This window comes from Ruegeria sp., from assembly GCF_028066395.1.
In the GTDB taxonomy this organism is placed as follows: Bacteria; Pseudomonadota; Alphaproteobacteria; order Rhodobacterales; family Rhodobacteraceae; genus Ruegeria.
This window is the reverse complement of the sequence record NZ_JALCBM010000005.1, coordinates 53,940-71,220: the sequence shown is the minus strand read 5'-3', so window position 1 is coordinate 71,220 and position 17,281 is coordinate 53,940. Positions and strand designations below refer to the sequence as shown.

Annotated in this window: 16 protein-coding genes; 13 read left to right on the top strand and 3 right to left on the bottom strand. The window is 58.6% G+C overall.

Translation table 11 applies throughout. From position 1 onward, the window contains the following. Positions 1 to 125: 125 nt before the first annotated feature. The 13 genes from mgrA to MPJ51_RS03020 all read left to right on the top strand — a co-directional run bounded on the left by mgrA (position 126) and on the right by MPJ51_RS03020 (position 13,573). Complete coding sequence (gene mgrA, locus MPJ51_RS03080) at positions 126 to 1,163, top strand: L-glyceraldehyde 3-phosphate reductase (protein WP_298381599.1); 1,038 nt, start codon at positions 126 to 128, stop codon at positions 1,161 to 1,163. Between the two features lie 325 nt (positions 1,164 to 1,488). Beyond that, the gene (locus MPJ51_RS03075) at positions 1,489 to 1,992 is read left to right on the top strand and encodes a TRAP transporter small permease (protein WP_298381597.1); all 504 of its coding nucleotides are present in this window, start codon (positions 1,489 to 1,491) and stop codon (positions 1,990 to 1,992) included. Next, on the top strand, positions 1,989 to 3,272 hold the full coding sequence (locus MPJ51_RS03070; RefSeq protein WP_298381594.1) for a TRAP transporter large permease: 1,284 nt from the start codon (positions 1,989 to 1,991) through the stop codon (positions 3,270 to 3,272). The genes MPJ51_RS03075 and MPJ51_RS03070 overlap by 4 nt, the downstream gene beginning before the upstream one ends. Positions 3,273 to 3,305: 33 nt before the next feature. Next, positions 3,306 to 4,352: a DctP family TRAP transporter solute-binding subunit gene (locus MPJ51_RS03065; RefSeq protein ID WP_298381592.1), complete on the top strand. Its 1,047-nt coding sequence runs from the start codon at positions 3,306 to 3,308 to the stop codon at positions 4,350 to 4,352. A gap of 65 nt (positions 4,353 to 4,417) precedes the next feature. Then, positions 4,418 to 5,896 (top strand): M81 family metallopeptidase, encoded by a 1,479-nt coding sequence (locus MPJ51_RS03060; RefSeq protein WP_298381590.1) that lies wholly within the window; start codon positions 4,418 to 4,420, stop codon positions 5,894 to 5,896. An 89-nt stretch (positions 5,897 to 5,985) separates the two neighbouring features. Then, positions 5,986 to 7,257: a sugar ABC transporter substrate-binding protein gene (locus MPJ51_RS03055; protein WP_298381588.1), complete on the top strand. Its 1,272-nt coding sequence runs from the start codon at positions 5,986 to 5,988 to the stop codon at positions 7,255 to 7,257. A 53-nt stretch (positions 7,258 to 7,310) separates the two neighbouring features. Continuing rightward, positions 7,311 to 8,210: a sugar ABC transporter permease gene (locus MPJ51_RS03050; RefSeq protein WP_298381586.1), complete on the top strand. Its 900-nt coding sequence runs from the start codon at positions 7,311 to 7,313 to the stop codon at positions 8,208 to 8,210. 62 nt (positions 8,211 to 8,272) lie between these two features. Next, positions 8,273 to 9,076, top strand: a complete 804-nt coding sequence (locus tag MPJ51_RS03045) for a carbohydrate ABC transporter permease (RefSeq protein WP_298381584.1) — start codon at positions 8,273 to 8,275, stop codon at positions 9,074 to 9,076. Positions 9,077 to 9,079: 3 nt separating this feature from the next. Further along, a complete protein-coding gene (locus MPJ51_RS03040; RefSeq protein ID WP_298381582.1) occupies positions 9,080 to 10,153 on the top strand; it encodes an ABC transporter ATP-binding protein in 1,074 nt (357 codons plus the stop codon). A gap of 126 nt (positions 10,154 to 10,279) precedes the next feature. Further along, positions 10,280 to 11,344 (top strand): alanine racemase, encoded by a 1,065-nt coding sequence (locus MPJ51_RS03035; RefSeq protein ID WP_298381580.1) that lies wholly within the window; start codon positions 10,280 to 10,282, stop codon positions 11,342 to 11,344. Then, positions 11,341 to 12,225, top strand: coding sequence for a 2-dehydro-3-deoxygalactonokinase (locus MPJ51_RS03030; protein WP_298381578.1), 885 nt, complete (start codon positions 11,341 to 11,343; stop codon positions 12,223 to 12,225). The genes MPJ51_RS03035 and MPJ51_RS03030 overlap by 4 nt, the downstream gene beginning before the upstream one ends. Before the next feature lie 42 nt (positions 12,226 to 12,267). Beyond that, positions 12,268 to 13,197, top strand: a complete 930-nt coding sequence (locus tag MPJ51_RS03025) for a sugar kinase (protein ID WP_298381575.1) — start codon at positions 12,268 to 12,270, stop codon at positions 13,195 to 13,197. Continuing rightward, on the top strand, positions 13,187 to 13,573 hold the full coding sequence (locus MPJ51_RS03020; protein WP_298381573.1) for a RidA family protein: 387 nt from the start codon (positions 13,187 to 13,189) through the stop codon (positions 13,571 to 13,573). Before MPJ51_RS03025 ends, MPJ51_RS03020 begins: the two co-directional genes overlap by 11 nt. Before the next feature lie 186 nt (positions 13,574 to 13,759). Here the strand turns inward: MPJ51_RS03020 and MPJ51_RS03015 are convergent, their stop codons facing one another. Genes MPJ51_RS03015 through MPJ51_RS03005 form a run of 3 tightly spaced genes read right to left on the bottom strand, consistent with a single transcriptional unit; the run spans position 13,760 to position 16,998 of the window. Beyond that, entirely contained in the window at positions 13,760 to 14,200 is a 441-nt protein-coding gene (locus tag MPJ51_RS03015; protein ID WP_298381571.1) for an Hsp20/alpha crystallin family protein, read from the bottom strand. A 3-nt stretch (positions 14,201 to 14,203) separates the two neighbouring features. Beyond that, complete coding sequence (locus tag MPJ51_RS03010; RefSeq protein WP_298381569.1) at positions 14,204 to 15,856, bottom strand: BCCT family transporter; 1,653 nt, start codon at positions 15,854 to 15,856, stop codon at positions 14,204 to 14,206. Positions 15,857 to 15,876: 20 nt separating this feature from the next. After that, positions 15,877 to 16,998: an ABC transporter substrate-binding protein gene (locus MPJ51_RS03005; protein ID WP_298381567.1), complete on the bottom strand. Its 1,122-nt coding sequence runs from the start codon at positions 16,996 to 16,998 to the stop codon at positions 15,877 to 15,879. Positions 16,999 to 17,281 lie beyond the last annotated feature (283 nt).

Below are 17,281 nucleotides of genomic sequence, written 5' to 3'. Positions count from 1 at the left end.
CGTCGCTGAATGCGTTTTCAAACTCGCCCTATTCGCCAAACGCATTGGCGGGTCGGAAACGACATCGGTAGAACCCTCAGTTGATTGCCAAGGTACAACCCATCAATCTCAGAGGACGGCATTTTATGACCAACGGACCTTATGTGCCCTTCGCGGGTCGATACGACAACATGACCTACAATTACTGCGGCAACAGCGGGTTGAAACTGCCGGCAATATCGCTGGGGCTTTGGCACAATTTCGGCTTTGACCGACCCCACGACCTTAAGCAAAGGCTTTGCCGAACAGCCTTTGATCTGGGCATTACGCATTTTGACCTGGCCAACAACTATGGCCCACCCCCCGGCAGTGCCGAGGAAGCCTTTGGCGAAATCCTTAAAACCGACTTTGCCGGGTATCGGGATGAACTGGTTATCTCATCCAAAGCCGGCTACGACATGTGGCCCGGACCCTACGGGGAATGGGGCAGCCGAAAATACGTCATCGCATCCTGTGATCAAAGCTTGAAGCGCATGGGGCTCGACTATGTCGACATCTTCTATTCCCATCGCTTTGACCCCAACACACCCCTGGAAGAGACAATGGGCGCGCTGGATCAGATCGTGCGGTCTGGCAAAGCGTTGTATGTCGGGATTTCGTCCTACAGCGCACAACGCACCCGAGAAGCCGCCGCGATCCTGAAGGACCTGGGCACGCCCTGCGTCATCCATCAGCCCAGCTATAACATGATCAACCGTTGGGTTGAGGCTGACGGGTTGAAGGAAACGCTCAAAGAACTGGGGATCGGCTCGATTGCCTTCACGCCTCTGGCTCAGGGGATGCTGACTGGCAAATATCTGAACGGCGTTCCTCAGGACAGCCGCGCGGCGGATGGCAAATCCCTGGACCCAGACCTTTTGACGAAGACCGTCATCGAAAACCTGCGCAATCTGGACGCCATCGCCAAACGCAGGGGGCAGACGCTGGCGCAAATGGCATTGGCATGGGTTCTCAGAGACGGGGGCATCACCACAGCGTTGATCGGTGCATCGAGACCGGAGCAAATCGTCGACTGCGTTGAAGCGCTGAAAAACACTGAGTTTACGTCAGACGAGCTGGCCGAGATCGATCAGTACTCTGTCAACGGTGACGTCAACCTGTGGACGGAGTCCTCGGATGCCTGACCTGAACGCACCGGCAAGTTTTGCAGTTCAGTTTTGACCTGTTCCAGACGCTCCTGACCAAAATTCACCGCTTTCTTTTCGCGGTTGGGCAATGAGTCAAATAACGGCCGCAGGTTTGAGATGATGTCGATCACGACCTGTGGTTCGTGGCTGGCGGCCTGACAGGCCGTACGATCTCTTATGGTCGAAATTTGTAATTTGAGTACGAAATGAGTTGAGGTTCTCTAGATTTACGCGAGAAATTCGTACTTAAAGAACACAAAATGATTGACCAAGAGGTGATTCTGACCTCTAAATCTAATTCAGTTTCATATTGGAGGGTGAAATGGCGCCAGTTTTCGCGGCCCGTCTCAGCCAGGGCATCAACAGAGCGACCGAGGCGATTGTTGCCATGCTTATGGTGGCGCTGGTGCTGGATGTCTGGATCGGCGTCATCGATCGCTATTGGTTCGGGTGGCAATTGCCGTGGCCGGAAACGCTTGCCCGTTATCTGATGATCTGGGCGGCCCTGCTTGCGGTGTCGTCAGGTATTGCCCGGCGCGAGCATATCGGACTGACCGCCTTGGTCACAGCGCTGCCGACCCGCGTAAGGCACAGCATTCTGATCGTTATCGACGTGCTGGCCATCGTCCTGTTTCTGTATGTGTTCTGGTTCGGTATCGGCTTTGCCCAAAGCGGATCAAATCGTCAGGCGCTGATCTTCGGCGTGAGCCTGGCTCCGTTTTTCTGGGCGATACCGGTCTCGGCCCTGCTGGCGGTGGTGCAACTGGTTCTGGCCATGCTGCGGGATCGCGGCACCCAGCTTGATCAAAGCGGGGCGCACTCATGATCGTCGCCGCCGTTTTTGTAGGCCTGATCCTCTTTGGCATGCCCATCGGCTTTGCAATAGGACTGGCCGGTGTGGTCGGGCTGGCTGGCATGGGCGGGATGAACTTTCTGGCCGTCGGCCCCAGCAAGATATTCAACGGGCTGAACATTTTCCCGTTTCTGGCCATGCCGTTTTTCATTCTTGCGGGTGAGATCATGAACGGCATCGGCATCACCGACCGGCTGGTCCGGTTGGCGCAGGTGCTGGTCGGGCGATTTCGCGGGGGGCTGGCCCATACCAACATGCTGGCCTCGGTGTTCTTTGCCGGGCTGACCGGATCGGCCACTGCCGATGCTGCCGCCTTTGGCCGAACATTGGTCCCGGCCATGGTGAAAGAAGGGTACAGGCGCGATTATGCCTGCGCCGTCACGGCAGCCGGGTCCATTATCGGGCCCACCATTCCGCCCTCGGGTCTGATGGTGGTTTACGGATCGCTCATGGGGGTATCCATCGGCGGCTTGTTTGCTGCAGGCATCCTGCCCGGGCTGGTGATCTGCATTGTCTGCATGGGCGTCATTGTCATCGGTGGCAAGCGCGAAAACCTGCCCAAGGCGGTGCGCGGCGCGACCCTGCGCGAGGTGTGGGATACGTTTCTATCGTCGATCACCGCCCTGTTGATGCCCATCATCATTCTGGGCGGCATCCTCGGAGGCGTCGTAACACCGACCGAGGCGGCCTCGATCGCCGTGGCCTATGCTTTGTTCATCGGGGTCTTCGTCTATCGCTCGCTCAGCTGGGGTGCATTTTACGGCATGCTGGTGCGCACGGCGCGCATCACCGGCGTGATCTTTGTCATCATCGCATTCGCGGGCATCCTCGGCTGGTGGATGAGCTTTGAGCGTATCCCACAGGCGATTGCCGGGGCCGTTTTGAGCATTTCCAGCAACCCATACGCGGTGATCGCGATTATCATCTGCATCCTGCTTGTTGTCGGCATGGTCATGGATATCACCGCCATCCTGATCATTCTTGCGCCGGTTCTGGTCCCGCTTACGGAACAGATCGGGCTGGAGCCGATCCACGCAGGCATCATCTTTGTGCTGGCACTGAACATCTCGCTCATGACGCCGCCGGTTGGGGCATGCCTGTTCGTTCTGTCCTCGGTCACCGGCGAAAAGCTGGAGCGGATATCGATCAAACTGGCCCCGTTTCTGATCGCTGAAATCGCCATTCTCTTTCTCTTTGCATTCTGGGAGGACGCAGCCCTTTTGCTGCCGCGTGCCTTCGGATTTGCCCAATAGACCCCGTCTTCAAATGAAAAACAGGAGGTAATCATGAAGACATTGACCAAAGGCCTTGCCGCCGGTGCGATAGCTGCGCTTGCGTCCACAGCCGCACTTGCCGAGGGTGGCGTTATCCGCTTCGGCCATGATAACAAAACGGACCCGTTCGAAAACCCGGCCCATGCCTGCACGGCGGTCTTTTCGAACATCGTCACCGCCGACACCAATGGCAGCGTCACGGTCGAAGTGTTCGGGTCGAACCAGCTTGGTTCCGCCGCCGAGCATGTGCAGCAACTACGTGACGGAGTGATACAGGCGACACTGACCTCGACCGGGGCGCTGGCCAGCTATTACCCGAACATCGACGTTTTGAACCTGCCCTTTGCCTTCGCCAATAACGCGTCCACCTACGAGGTCTTCGATGGCCCGTTCGGCGCGGCGCTGGCCGCCGATATCGAGGCAACCATGGGCGACGTGGTGGTTCTGGGCTTCCCCGATACGGGCGGGTTCTTTGCCGTCACCAATTCGCAGCGCCCCATTGCCGATCTGGCGGATTTCGACGGTATCCGCATCCGCACCATGACCCTGCCATCGCATCAGAAAATCGTTCAGGCCCTGGGCGCCGAAGCCTATCCGCTGAGCTGGGGCGAGGTGTATTCCGGCCTGCAGACCGGTGTGATCGACGGTCAGATGAACCCGGTTCCGATCATTTCCTTCGCGAATTTCTCGGAAGTGCAGCAATATATGACGCTGACCAATCACCTGTTCTCGCCCTACACCTTCATGGTGAACCGCGCCTTTTTTGAGGGTCTGAGCGAAAGCGAACAGGCCACCCTGCGCGTGGCGGCGGAAAACTGTGTCACGGCTAGCCGGGGTCTGTCGCGGATCATCGAAGCCTCGGACCGGGGTCTTGCCGGTCTGATGGACAAGATCGAAGTGACGGCCCTTTCGGATGAGCAGCGCGCCGCCATGGCCGCCGCAACACAGCCCGCGTTCGAGGCACATGTTGCCGAGAATCTGGATGCCAAGGCGTCTGAACTTCTGAGCCTGTTCAAAGCGCAGGTCGAGGCCGCAAACACCGACGGTTATCTGGACTGACGCGAGCAATGCCAGGGGCGTGCTCCCCGTCCCTGGCATACCCGACACCAAAGATGGACAAGCCCATGCGTGTATTCTGTGCATCCCTTGCAACCGAAACCAACTCATTCTCGCCGTTGCGCACGGATTTCACGGATTTTGAGCAAAGCTTTTATGCCCCGCCGGGCGAACACCCGGAAACGCCTACCTTGTGCAGCGCCGTGTTCCCCGCGCTACGCGCCCGCGCCACGACCGAACAGTTCACATTGATCGAAGGCACCGCCACCTGGGCCGAGCCCGGCGGATTGGTCAGCCGCCGCACGTGGGAACGGCTGCGCGACGAAATTCTGGAACAGCTACACGCGGCGATGCCGCTGGATGCGGTTGTGCTTGGCCTGCACGGGGCCATGATCGCCGATGGTTGTGTGGATTGCGAAGGCGACCTGTTGGCCCGCACCCGCCAGATCGTCGGACCTGCCTGCAAAATCGGCGTAAGCTTCGACCCCCACAGCCACCTGAGCGCCCAGCGCGTCGAGGCCGCCGACATCATCACCGTGTTCAAGGAATTCCCCCACACCGATTTCGTCGAGGCAGGCGAGGCTTGTGTCGATCTGACCCTGCGCGCCGCGCGTGGTGAGATCACCCCTGATATTCAGGTCTTTGACGTTCGCATGATGGATGTTCTGCCCACCAGCCAGCAACCAATGCGCGGGTTCGTGGACCGCATGAAAACGCTTGAGGCGGGGGGACAGGTTTTGTCGGTCTCCGCCATCCACGGGTTCATGGCGGGCGACTCGCCCGATCTTGGGGCAAAGATCGTCGTGATCACCGACAACAAACCCGCCGAGGGCACCCGGATCGCACGCGAACTGGGCATGGAACTGTTCGGCTTTCGCGGCCGCGCCACGCCCGAGTTCCTTGAGGCGCGCGAGGCACTGACGCGGGCCTGTCATGCAAGCACCGGCCCCGTGGTGGTGGCGGATGTCTGGGACAATCCCGGCGGCGGCGTCGCTGGCGATTCCACCATCGTATTACAGCACGCATTGGATATGGGGCTGACCGGGGTGGCACTTGGCACGATCTGGGACCCGATGGCGGTCCGGCTGTGTTTCGCCGCCGGGGAAGGGACAGAGTTCGATCTCAGGTTCGGGGGAAAAACCTCGGCCCATGCCGGGCAGCCCATTGATGCGCGCGTTACCGTATCCCGGCTGGTGCGCAATGCGGTGCAGAGTTTTGGTGCCTCAATCGTTCCGCTGGGTGACAGCGCGGCCATTCGGATCGGCGATATGGATATCGTTCTGAACTCCAACCGTAGTCAGGCGTTCTCGCCCGATCTGTTCACCAATCTCGGCATCGACATCACGAAAAAGCGGGTGCTGATCGTGAAATCGACCAACCATTTCCATGGTGCCTTTGCGCCCGTGGCCAGTGAAATCCTTTATGCCGCGGTCGATGGCCCCTACCCGAACAACCCGCGCAAGACGCCCTACACAAGACTGACACGAGCATTGTGGCCCATATCCGAGAATCCGCATGGAACATCTTTGAAGGCCGCGTCCTATTGAAGTGCAAAGACCAGACAATCCGAACCCGGGTCTGTGGGTCAATGCACTTCCAAAAACAAAAAAGGAAAGTCCAACGCAAGGAGACAACGATGAAACACCTACCATTTCGCAAAATACGAGCCGCTTCGCGGCTTTTGAGCTCGGCCTGTTTGTGCGGTGTTCTGACCGCAGGCACCGCATGGGCTGACGGGCATCTGTCCGGGGACATCACAATGATCAAGGGACCGCACTCGGCGGACGAGGCCAAGTTCGAAGCCATGATCATCGACGATTTCAAATCCGTCGAACCCAATGTCGATGTCACATTCACGACCTATGACTGGGCAAACATGAACGCAGAGCTGACGACCGGATTTGCAAGCGGCAATCCGGCGGATGTTCTCTATCTGGTTGACCTGATCTACCCGGCCTATGCGCAGCAGGGCGCGTTGCACGACATGACCGGTTTGGTGGACAGCGCCGACTGGGCGGATGAACGGGCCGAAATCCCTGAATTCGCCTGGGCTCTGGCCGAACAGGATGGCGGCACCTGGGGGGTTCCTGTTCTGGGCGCGGTCTACAATATCTACATCAACAAGGACCTGCTGGCCGAGGCCGGTGTTCTGGACACATGGGACGATTCCTATGCAGCCATGATGGACGCAGCCAAGAAGACGACGGGTGACGGCGTCCACGGCTTCTCGGTCCGCACGCGCACCGGGGATTTCGCGTTCTGGGATTGGCTGCCATATGTCCATAATGCGGGCGCCGATCTGCTGAACGATGACTGGAGCGGCTGTGGACTGGCCGGAGCCGAGGCGGCAACTCAGTTCCTGATCGATATGCATGCCGCCGGTGTTACGCCCCAGATCGGGGCCCTGTCCACGCAGGAGCAGTTCGATCTGTTCAAGGCGGGCAAGATCGCGATCTACCACGGCGAAACACCGCAGATCGGCGCACTTATCGCTGATCCGCCAAGCTTTGAATGGGATGTCGCCTTTGCCCCGCCGGGTGAAGTCGGGCAGACCGTCATGGGCAATTTCGGCATCCTCTCGATGGCCGAGGCCAGCGGCAACAAAGACGCCGCTTGGGAGTTCATCAAGCATTGGGCCTCGGGGCCGCAGGTCGGGCGGTTTGCCGAGCAGGTCAACCTGCAAGTGGTCCGGGGTGACATTGTCGACGGCATGTTTGCCGAAAACCCTGCCATGCAGAAAATCCAGCAGGAGTTTGTGCCCCGTGTGCAGGGCATCCAGCCCCATCCGCAAATCCTGAAGATCCTGCAATCGATCTGGCCGGTCGCAGAATCCGCCTATCGCGGTGATCTGAACGGCGAGGAAACCATCGCCCAGATGTGTGAGATCATCGACGGCATCGTCCAGTAAAAGCGCCGCCTCGGGGTGGGCACACTGCCCCGAGGCGAACAGGAGACCCGGAATTGCTTTCGACCACCGAACATCGAAAACTGCGCCTGAAGGCCCGGATCAGGCAAAACCTGACCGCGTATGCGTTTCTCGCGCCTGCGCTGATTTTCTTTGTCCTGTTTCTGGCCTGGCCCGTGGTCGCGCTTTTGATCCAGAGTTTTCAGACCGGTGGGATCATGTCGCCCGCAAAATATGTGGGGCTGGAAAACTGGCGGCAAACCTTCACCGATCCGTTGGTGGTAAAATCCATACGGAACACGGTGGTCTATTCCCTGATGGCCATCCCGGCGGTTTTCATTATTGCGATGATCCTTGCGCTGAGCCTGAACACTGTCAGGTTTGGGCAGAACACGTTCAAGACGATCATCTACTATCCGACCTTGCAGCCGATCCTGCTGGCGGCGCTGATGTTCACATTTGTCCTGCATCAGGATTTCGGCATCCTGAACATTATCCTGCGCGCGATCACGGGCGAGCCGGTCAATTTCCTTGGCAACCGAAATCTGGCGCTTCCGACCATTGCCATGGTCGAGGTCTGGAAAGGAGCGGGTTTCTGGACGCTGCTGTTTCTGGCCGGTATCCAAAGCCTGCCGCGCGACCTTTACCATGCTGCGGAACTGGATGGCGCAGGGCCGGGACGCAGGTTTTTCCAGCTTACATTGCCGCTGCTCAAACCAACATTCTTCTTTTCGTTCATCTTCGCGACAATCGTCAATCTGCAGATATTCGACTCGGTCTTTGTCCTGACCGATGGCGGGCCGGTGAACGCGACTGTCACGACGACCTGGTACATCTATCGCAGCCTGTTCACCTTTAACGAACCGGGATACGGCGCGACGCTGTCCTTTGTGCTCGTGATCCTTGTTCTGGCCCTGACCGCCGTTCAGACGATCCTGTTCCGGGAGCGGCGCTGATGTCTTTGCGAAGGTCTTTCACAAACCGTCCAATCGCGTCGCTGCAACCTACAGGCGCGATGATGCTGACGGCCTATGTCGTTTTGTGCTTTGCCTCGATCGTGTCCCTGACGCCGTTTCTCTACATCCTGTCGACGTCGATCAAGGAAACGAACTCATTGTTCACCTATCCGCCAGACTGGATTCCGGCCTCGATCTATTGGGGCAACTTCCAGAAGCTTTTTGGCGAAACAAATTTCGCGCGGTGGACGCTGAATACACTCTTTATCGGTATCGCCATAACCCTGCTCAAGCTCATCATTGATGCGATGGCAGCTTTCGCGCTCGCCAAGTTGGAGTTCTTTGGAAAGAACCTGATCAGCGTCGCACTTTTGCTGGCAGTTGCGGTGCCGGTTGCGGCGCTGGTGGTGCCGCTGTTTTTCATCATCCGGTCCATGGGCCTGCTGAACAGCTATTGGGCGCTGATCCTTCCGGCGCTGACCAATCCGCTGGGGATTTTGATGCTGCGCAGCTTCATCGTATCCCTGCCCGCAGATCTGGACCATTCGGCGCGCCTTGATGGGGCAAGCGAATGGCAGGTGTTTTCCCAGATGACGCTGCCGCTGATCCGCCCCGGGCTGGTGGTGCATGCGATTTTCACCTTCATGCTGCAATACACCAGCTTTCTATGGCCGCTTGTGGCGATCCAATCCGACAAAAAGCAGGTGCTTACGGTGGGGATTTCCAGCCTGAAGTCGAACTTTGTGGTCGATTGGGGGCTGATCTCTGCCGCGTCGCTTTTGGCGACCATTCCGATCACGCTGCTATTCCTCGCGCTTCAGAAATACTTCCTGTCCCAGAACATGTCGGGGGCGATCAAAGGTTAACCGATGACAAACCACGCAATCCATTTCGAGCAGGTCAGCAAATCCTACGGCAGTTTCGATGTCGTTGAGAACTTCGAACTGTCTGTGCAGCCGGGCGAGTTTTTGGTCCTGCTTGGGCCTTCGGGCTGTGGCAAAAGCACCATTCTCAAGATGGTTTCGGGTATCGAGGCCCCAAGCTCGGGCGAGATTCACGTCAACGGCAAGATGGTGAACTATACCCTGCCGCGCAATCGCGATGTGGCCATGGTGTTCCAGAATTACGCGCTGTACCCGCACAAATCTGTATTTGAAAACATTGCCTATCCGCTGCTGACCCGACGCGCGAGCAGGCCGTCAAAGGCAGAGACAGAACAACGCGTTCGCGAAGCCGCGGATATAGTCGAAATCACCTCACAACTGGACAAATACCCGGATGCGCTTTCGGGCGGGCAACGCCAGCGAGTTGCCCTTGCGCGGGCCATCGTGCGCGATCCGGCGGTGTTTTTGATGGATGAACCTCTGTCGAACCTTGATGCGCAGCTTCGGGATACGATGCGCCAGCAACTGATCGCGCTGCATCGCCGTCTTGGCAAGGCCACGATCTATGTCACGCATGATCAGCTAGAAGCCATGACCATGGCCTCAAGAATTGTCGTGATGAACGAAGGCAAGGTTCAGCAGTCGGGCACCCCGGAAGAAGTGTTTCAAAGGCCCGCGAACCTGTTCGTCGCAGGTTTTATCGGCCATCCCCGGATGAACTTTCTGACTGCGCACTCCGCAGGCGGGAACTCCGTGCAGGTTGGCAAAGTGACCCTGAGAACCCAAGCCGATGCCGGGCCAGCCGGACGCCCGTTGACCATCGGCCTGCGCCCCACCGATGGGCAGTATGACAGGGCCGAGGGCAACGCGATCTCGGGTCGGATCATCCAGTCAGAGTTCACTGGCGCGGACGCGATCCAGACGCTCGACTTCGGCGGGCCATCGCTGCTGAGAATTCGCAAACAGGGACACCGGAAAGACGAAATCGGAACCGACGCCACCGTGACGTTCCACCCGAAAGACATCCATCTCTTTGACGAGAACGGAGCCCGGATATGACCGGCGATACGCCTCTCACCTCCTTTGCAGCACCGGGCGGCGATCTGGCCCGGGCGCGGCGAAAAGCCTGTTGTCGAACGTTGATGCCCCTTCGCGCTGGGGCGAACCCCATACAGGAGGAAAGACATGCATAACACCCGCTTTCCGGAACTTGATACACCTTCGGTGATCGTCGATCTGGACGTGGCCGAGGCCAACATAGACAGGTTTCAGGCCTATTGCGATCAACACGGGCTGGCGCTGCGCCCGCATATCAAAACCCACAAGCTTCCCGGTGTGGCGCAGTATCAGATCGGCAAAGGTGCCATCGGGATCACCTGTCAGAAGATTTCCGAGGCCGAGGCCATGATTGCTGACGGCATTTCCGACATACTGATCACTTACAACATTCTGGGCGAGGCAAAGACCAAAAGGCTGCGCGCCCTGGCCGACCGCGTAAACCTGCGCGTCGTTGCGGATAACAGCGAGGTGGCGCGCGGGCTGAGTCGGGCATTTGCGGATGCCCCCGATCCCCTGCCGGTTCTGGTCGAATGCAACACAGGGGCAGATCGGTGCGGCGTGGCAAACCCGGAACAGGCGCAGGACCTCGCAGCTGAGATCGACGCCCTGCCGGGGCTGCGGTTCGCCGGGCTGATGACCTATCCGCCTTCTGGCCGCGCGCCCGAAGTGCTGGACTGGCTGCAAAACGCAAAAACGCTGATCGAGGGCAACGGGATGACCGTTGACACCATTTCGTCGGGCGGATCGCCCGACATGTGGACAGCGCATGAAATGCCGCTGGCGACGGAATACCGGATCGGCACCTATGTCTATAATGACCGCTCGCTGGTTGCGCGCGGCACCTGCGGTTGGACCGATTGCGCGCTGACGGTTCTGGTGACGGTGGTTTCGGTCCCGTCGGACCATCACGCGGTGATCGACGCGGGCTCGAAGGTTCTGACTTCGGATCTGATTGGGCTGGATGGGTATGGCCATGTGCTGGATCGCGACGATCTGACCGTCGATCAGCTAAGCGAGGAACATGGCCGGATTCGAAGTGCCGGGGCGATCAACCTCTCGGTCGGCGACAGGCTTCGGATCGTGCCCAACCACGCCTGTGTCGTGTCGAATATGCTGGATCATGTGGAACTGGTCCGGGGTGACAAAGCAATTGGCCCCACACCCGTTGTTGCGCGGGGGCAGGTCTGGTGAGCAACACGATTGGCGCCGGTATTGACTGGGGGTCCAGCAACGCGCGGGCATGGAGCTTTGATGACACGGGCACCATCCTGAACTCCAGCCGATTGGATATCGGATTGAAGGCTGCTCAGGCTCAGGGATTTGCCGAAAGCGTCGACAGGCTGATTGATCCTTTGGGGCTGCCGCAAGACGCGGCAATTCTGGCCTGCGGCATGATTGGTGCGAAAGGCGGGCTTTTTGAGGCACCCTATGCAGACTGCCCGGTGAACACAGATCATCTGCTTTCGCGCCCTGTGGCGACGGGAGTGAGGCGCTTGTTCATTCTGCCCGGTGCATCCCTGAAAAGCCCGATGCCGGACGTGATGCGCGGTGAAGAGACCCAGATTTGCGGCGCTGTTGCCCTTGGGCACGACGGGTTGTTCTGCATGCCCGGGACGCATTCGAAATGGGCGCGCATTGACCATGGAACGCTTATGGGGTTCCACACCTATGTCACGGGTGAGCTGTTTGCGATCACGCGCGAACACGCCATTTTCGGTCAGTTGACCGAGGACAGCGACCTAAACCTGTCAGCCTTTGTATCAGGCGTGCATGCTGTCGAGGATGTGCCATTGCTGAACGGTTTGTTCCAGACAAGAAGCCGTGTTCTGACCGATATGATCACCCCATCGGAAAGCACCTGGTTTCTGTCAGGCTACCTGATCGGGCAGGAAATCCTGGCTGCCAATCCCGATCGCTTGCCGGTTACCCTGATTGCGGATGGGCAATTGGCACAGCTTTATGAAACCGCGTTGCAGCTTGTTGGCTGTCCGGCAAACACGGTGTCCGCAGAAACCTGCACAACCACGGCTTTGTTTCGCGGCCTCCAGCATCTTCGGGAAAACGCCGTATGATCCCAGTTTACACGCCCACCACCACGACCCGAAGGGGCAACAATGACTGATCTGTTTTGCCTCGGAGAACCCCTTGTCGAGTTCAATCAGCAACCGGACGGGCGGTTCCTTCTGGGATTTGGCGGGGATGTTTCAAACGTCGCGATTGCCGCCGCGCGGCAAGGTGTAAATGCGGCCATGTTGACCCGTGTCGGTCAGGATCGATTCGGCGACGATCTGCGCAGGCTTTGGCGCGATGAAGGCGTCGCCGATGAACATGTCCACATATCCACGACCGAGGAAACGGGCCTGTATTTCGTCACCCATGATGCGCAAGGCCATCACTTTACCTATCGCCGCCGGGGGTCGGCCGCCAGCCGGTATTCCGTGGGTGATCTTCCGAAAGATGCGCTGACATCGGCTAAAATGTTCTACGCCTCCGGCATCAGCCTGGCCATTGGCACAAATGTGCGCGACGCCGTGCTGCAAGGGTTTCGCATCGTGAAACAGGCTGGCGGTCTATGCGCCTTTGACCCCAATCTGCGTACCGCCCTCTGGCCATTGGATCAGGCGCGGGACGCGATCCATGCCGTCATGCGTAGCTGTGACATCGCGCTACCGGGCTATGATGATGCGTACCAACTGACCGGGCTGGCAAACCCCGAAGATATCGTGAGTTTCTATCATGATCTCGGGGCTTCGGTCGTCGCGCTGACCTTGGGGGCGGCAGGTGTCATGATCTCGGACGGATCGATATGTCAGACACTCGGGCCTGTGCCGGTCAAAACAAAAGACGCAACCGGCGCGGGCGACTGTTTCAACGGTGCATTTCTGGCCGCTCTGCTGCGCGGATTGCCCGCCTGCAACGCAGCCCGCTGGGCCAATGCCGCAGCGGCATTGTCGACCTGCGGCTTTGGCGCCGTCGCCCCAATCCCCACGCTTTCTCAAACCCGAACCCATCTGGAACAAACAGGAGATCCACATGACCATTGAACGTATCGGCGCAGATCGTACCGGCGCAGGCGGTCAAGCCCTTCCATTCTCACCCGCAGTGCGTGCCGGAGACTTTGTGTTCGTCTCCGGTCAGGTGGCCATGAAGGAAAACGGTGAAATCGAACCCGGCGGGATCGAGGCACAAACCAAGCGAACCATGGAAAACGTCATCGCCGTTCTTGAAAAAGCGGGCTGCACATTGGACGACGTCGCAAAGGTGAGCGTCTGGCTGGATGACCCGCGTGATTTCTGGACCTTCAACCGCGTCTATGCCAGCTACTTTCCAAACGGCGGGCCCGCACGCTCGACCGTGCGATCCCAATTGATGGTGGACGCAAAGATCGAAATCGACGTGACCGCGTACAAGCCGCAATAGTCGCCTGAACGACGGTCTTGCCGGACAAGACCGTCGTTTTGATCCTTTGCCACATCACACCTCATCTGGGCTGTTGGCTGTCCAAAGCCTCGCCCCTCAGGCGATCTTCAAGGCCCTGTGCAATCCAGGATGGCTATCCTTTATTGTGACGCCCCAGCTTCGGATTTGGCGAGCCACCAGGCGAAATCAACCGATGGCGATATCGACCGCCTCGGTGGCTTCGCCTGACGGTTTCCGTATCGTCAGCTCCAGAATGCCGTCGGTAAATTCTGCCGAAATGCTCGACGGATCAACCGAACGGCCCAGATTTACGCCTCGCACATAGCGGCCAACCCGGCGTTCATGCATGATCCAGTGGCCATCGTCCCGTTGCAGACCCTTGGCTTCGGCGCTGATCGACAGAGTTCCGTCCGAATACTTGACGTCGATGTCATCCTTGCGCACGCCGGGCAGGTCCATCAGCAGGATATAGGCTTCGGCGGTTTCGTAGACATCCACCGCTGGCACCCGCGGATTGCGCGCGGGGCCTTCGGGGATGTCTTCGCCGAACACCCTTTCCAACACATTTTCATGATGGCTTTCCGACAGCATGACCGTGCCGAAAGGTGACGAGATTCGTTGCGACATTGTTTACTCTCCCGGCGTTGCTTTGGTTGATGAAACCGGTATCCGCACATCGCTGCGGCTTTCCAGCTCTTCGGTCGGATAGTCCTCTTTCAGCCATTTTATCAGTGACATGGTCATCATCACCAGCACCACCATCAAGGGCAGCGCCACGACAACCGACGCCGCCTGAAGCGCGCTGAGACTGTCCTTGCCGCCCGCGAACATCAGCGACAGTGACACCGCCGCCAGCGCGATGGCCCAGAAGAACCGGTGCCATCGCGCGGGCTCGACCGCCTGGCCTGTGTCTTCGGTCGCAACCGTCGCCAGCGTATAGGCCGAACTGTCCAGCGTGGTGGCCCCGAAGATGAAAGCCAGCACCACGAACACGATCAGCAGCGGGACCGCAAAGGGAATGGTGCGTCCGCCCAGTTCTTTGATCGTGGCAACGATGGCTTCAGGTGCCTGCCCGTCGCTGACCATCTGGCTGAGGTCCAGCGCGCCCTCCAACTGGAAAAACATCGAGCTGTTTCCAAGCACCGCAAAGAAGATCCAGCATCCCAGCGACCCGCCAAGGATCTCGACCGTGATCAGTTCGCGGATCGTGCGCCCGCGCGAGATACGCGCCACGAACAATCCCATGAAGGGTGCATAGGCAATCCACCAGGCCCAGTAGAAGATGGTCCACCATTCCGGGAAGGTGCCGCCTGCATCCAGATAGGATTTGCCCTCTTCCGCGGCCGTAATGAAATTCTGCCCCTTGGTGATCGGATCGACATAAAAGCTCATCTCGATGAAGTTCTGCACCAGCAGCCCGATCGAATTGGTGAACGTATCCAGCATGAAGATCGTCGGGCCGAACAGGAACGAAAAGCCCAGCACGAACAGGATCAGCCACAAGTTGATGTCGGACAGGACCTTGATGCCTTTTTCAAGGCCGGAATAGACCGAGAACCCGAAGATCGCCGACCAGATCGCGATGACGATCAGATCAAGGGTAAAGCTGCGTTCGACATTGAACAGCTCGGCCAGACCCGCCGACAGCATCGGTGTGCCCAGACCAAGCGAGGTACCAACGCCGCCGATCAGGCCAAACATGAACAGCACGTCGATCATCTTGCCCAGCGTGCCATTGGCATGTTTGCGGCCAATCACGCCTTCGCAGGCCGAGGACAGACGCAAAACCGACTGGCCCTTGTTCCAATACAGATAGGCCAGCGGCAGGGTCGGAATGCAATAGACCGCCCAGGCCGTAAAGCCCCAATGGAACAGCCCGTACATGGCCGCCCATTCCGTGGCTTCCTGACTTTTTGCCTCGATGCCGAACGGCGGGCCAGAGTAGTAATACGCCCACTCGATCGTGCCCCAGTACATCACGCTGGCACCGATACCGGCGCAGAACAGCATGGCCACCCAACTGGGCAGCGAAAACTCGGGCCGGGCATCCGGGCCACCGAAACGCACATTGCCGAACCGGCCAAAGGCGAAATACAGCAGGATGCCGAACGCGCCGATGGTGAACCACAAATAGGCCCAGCCCAGTGTCTTGGTCGACCAGGACAGAGCCTTGCCCAGCACGGCCTTGCCCTCTGCCGGGAACAGCACCAGCGGCACCGAGAAACAGACGATGACAACCAGCGCCGTCCAGAAGATGGTTTTATCGATTTTTGGTCCTTGCATAATCTTCTCCGATTTTGGCGTCAGAAACGACCGCTTTGTGCACCCTCGGTCCCGAAGTCGGGCGAGGTCAGGCGATCAAAACGGGGTCGGATACGGTCGATATTCTCGGCCCACCAACCGGAATCAAAGCGCAGGGCGTTGCCAAGATTGGCTTCGCTCGTGGGCAGCAGCGGCTCCATCTCGGGCGAGACCTTTGCCGCAGAGGATTTGCGCGCGGGCCCGTAAGAGATGTAAGTGGTCCATTCGGCCAGCTTGTCGGTGCTGGTCGCGTAGCGAATGAAATCCTTTGCGGCTTCCAGATTGCGCGCGCCCTTGGGAATGGCGAAAAGATCATATTCCCAGATCTGACCGTCCCATACGATGCGAATGTCGCGCCCCTCCTCGACGATCGGGCGGAACAGACGTCCGTTCCAGGCCATGCTCATCGAAACCGCTTCGTCCTCCAGAAGTTGGGCGGGCTGAGGGCCACGTTCCCACCAGACGATCTCTGACCGGATGCTGGCCAGCTTGTCGAAAGCGCGATCCAGCCCGTCGGGCGTGCCCAGCACCTCATAAACCTGTGCGGTTGCGACACCATCGGCGATCAGTGCCCATTCGAGTATGCCGCGCGGATCGCGGCGGACGCCGCGTTTGCCCGGGAAACTTTCGGTGTTAAAGAAATCCGCAATTGTCGAGGGCGGAAAGGCGAATTGGTCTCCGTTAAAGGCATAGACGGTCGACCAGATCAGATTGCCGACACCGCATTCATGCAGCGCGCCGTCGCGGAAATCGTCACTGGCGGCGGTGCCATCACCGGCGGCTGGCAGGCTACCCATATCGATCTTTTCCAGCAACCCTTCGTCACAGGCCTGGATCAGGTCGGAATATTCCATATCAACCACATCCCAGGTGACATTGGCTGCTTCGACCTGACGGCGTATCTCGGCAATACCGGCGGCACCGCCGTTATATTCCTCCATCGTCGCGTACGAGCCGGTTTCTTTCTCCCACGGCCGCAGCAGCGCCAGCATCTGCGCCCGCGCTGCGCTGCCTCCAAAGTTGACGAGGGTCAGATCGGAATGCGCGCTTGAGGGGGTGGGCGTCAGTCCGACTATTGCAACCGCAGCAAGAAGAACCATTTTTGCGGATAATTTTTGTGCCACTTCCGTCTCCTTGTTGTAATATTCTTTCTTAATCGTCAGATGATGACGTTTTCAATTCGGCGTCAAAGCGGTAAAAACGACGACTTTGTCGCCGATTGCGCCACATTGTTGTTAAAGTGAAGTCTCAAACTGGAAGCATTGCAAGACTTTGTTGCGAAGTTTTTGACAGCGCCGACCCGTTTCAAGCATCGCATCCGGGTCAGGCCAACCCCCTCACTGCGTCTGGAATCAGCTTGCTTTTGGCCACAATGGCGAACCCCAGCCCTGGACCCGATGGGCGGGT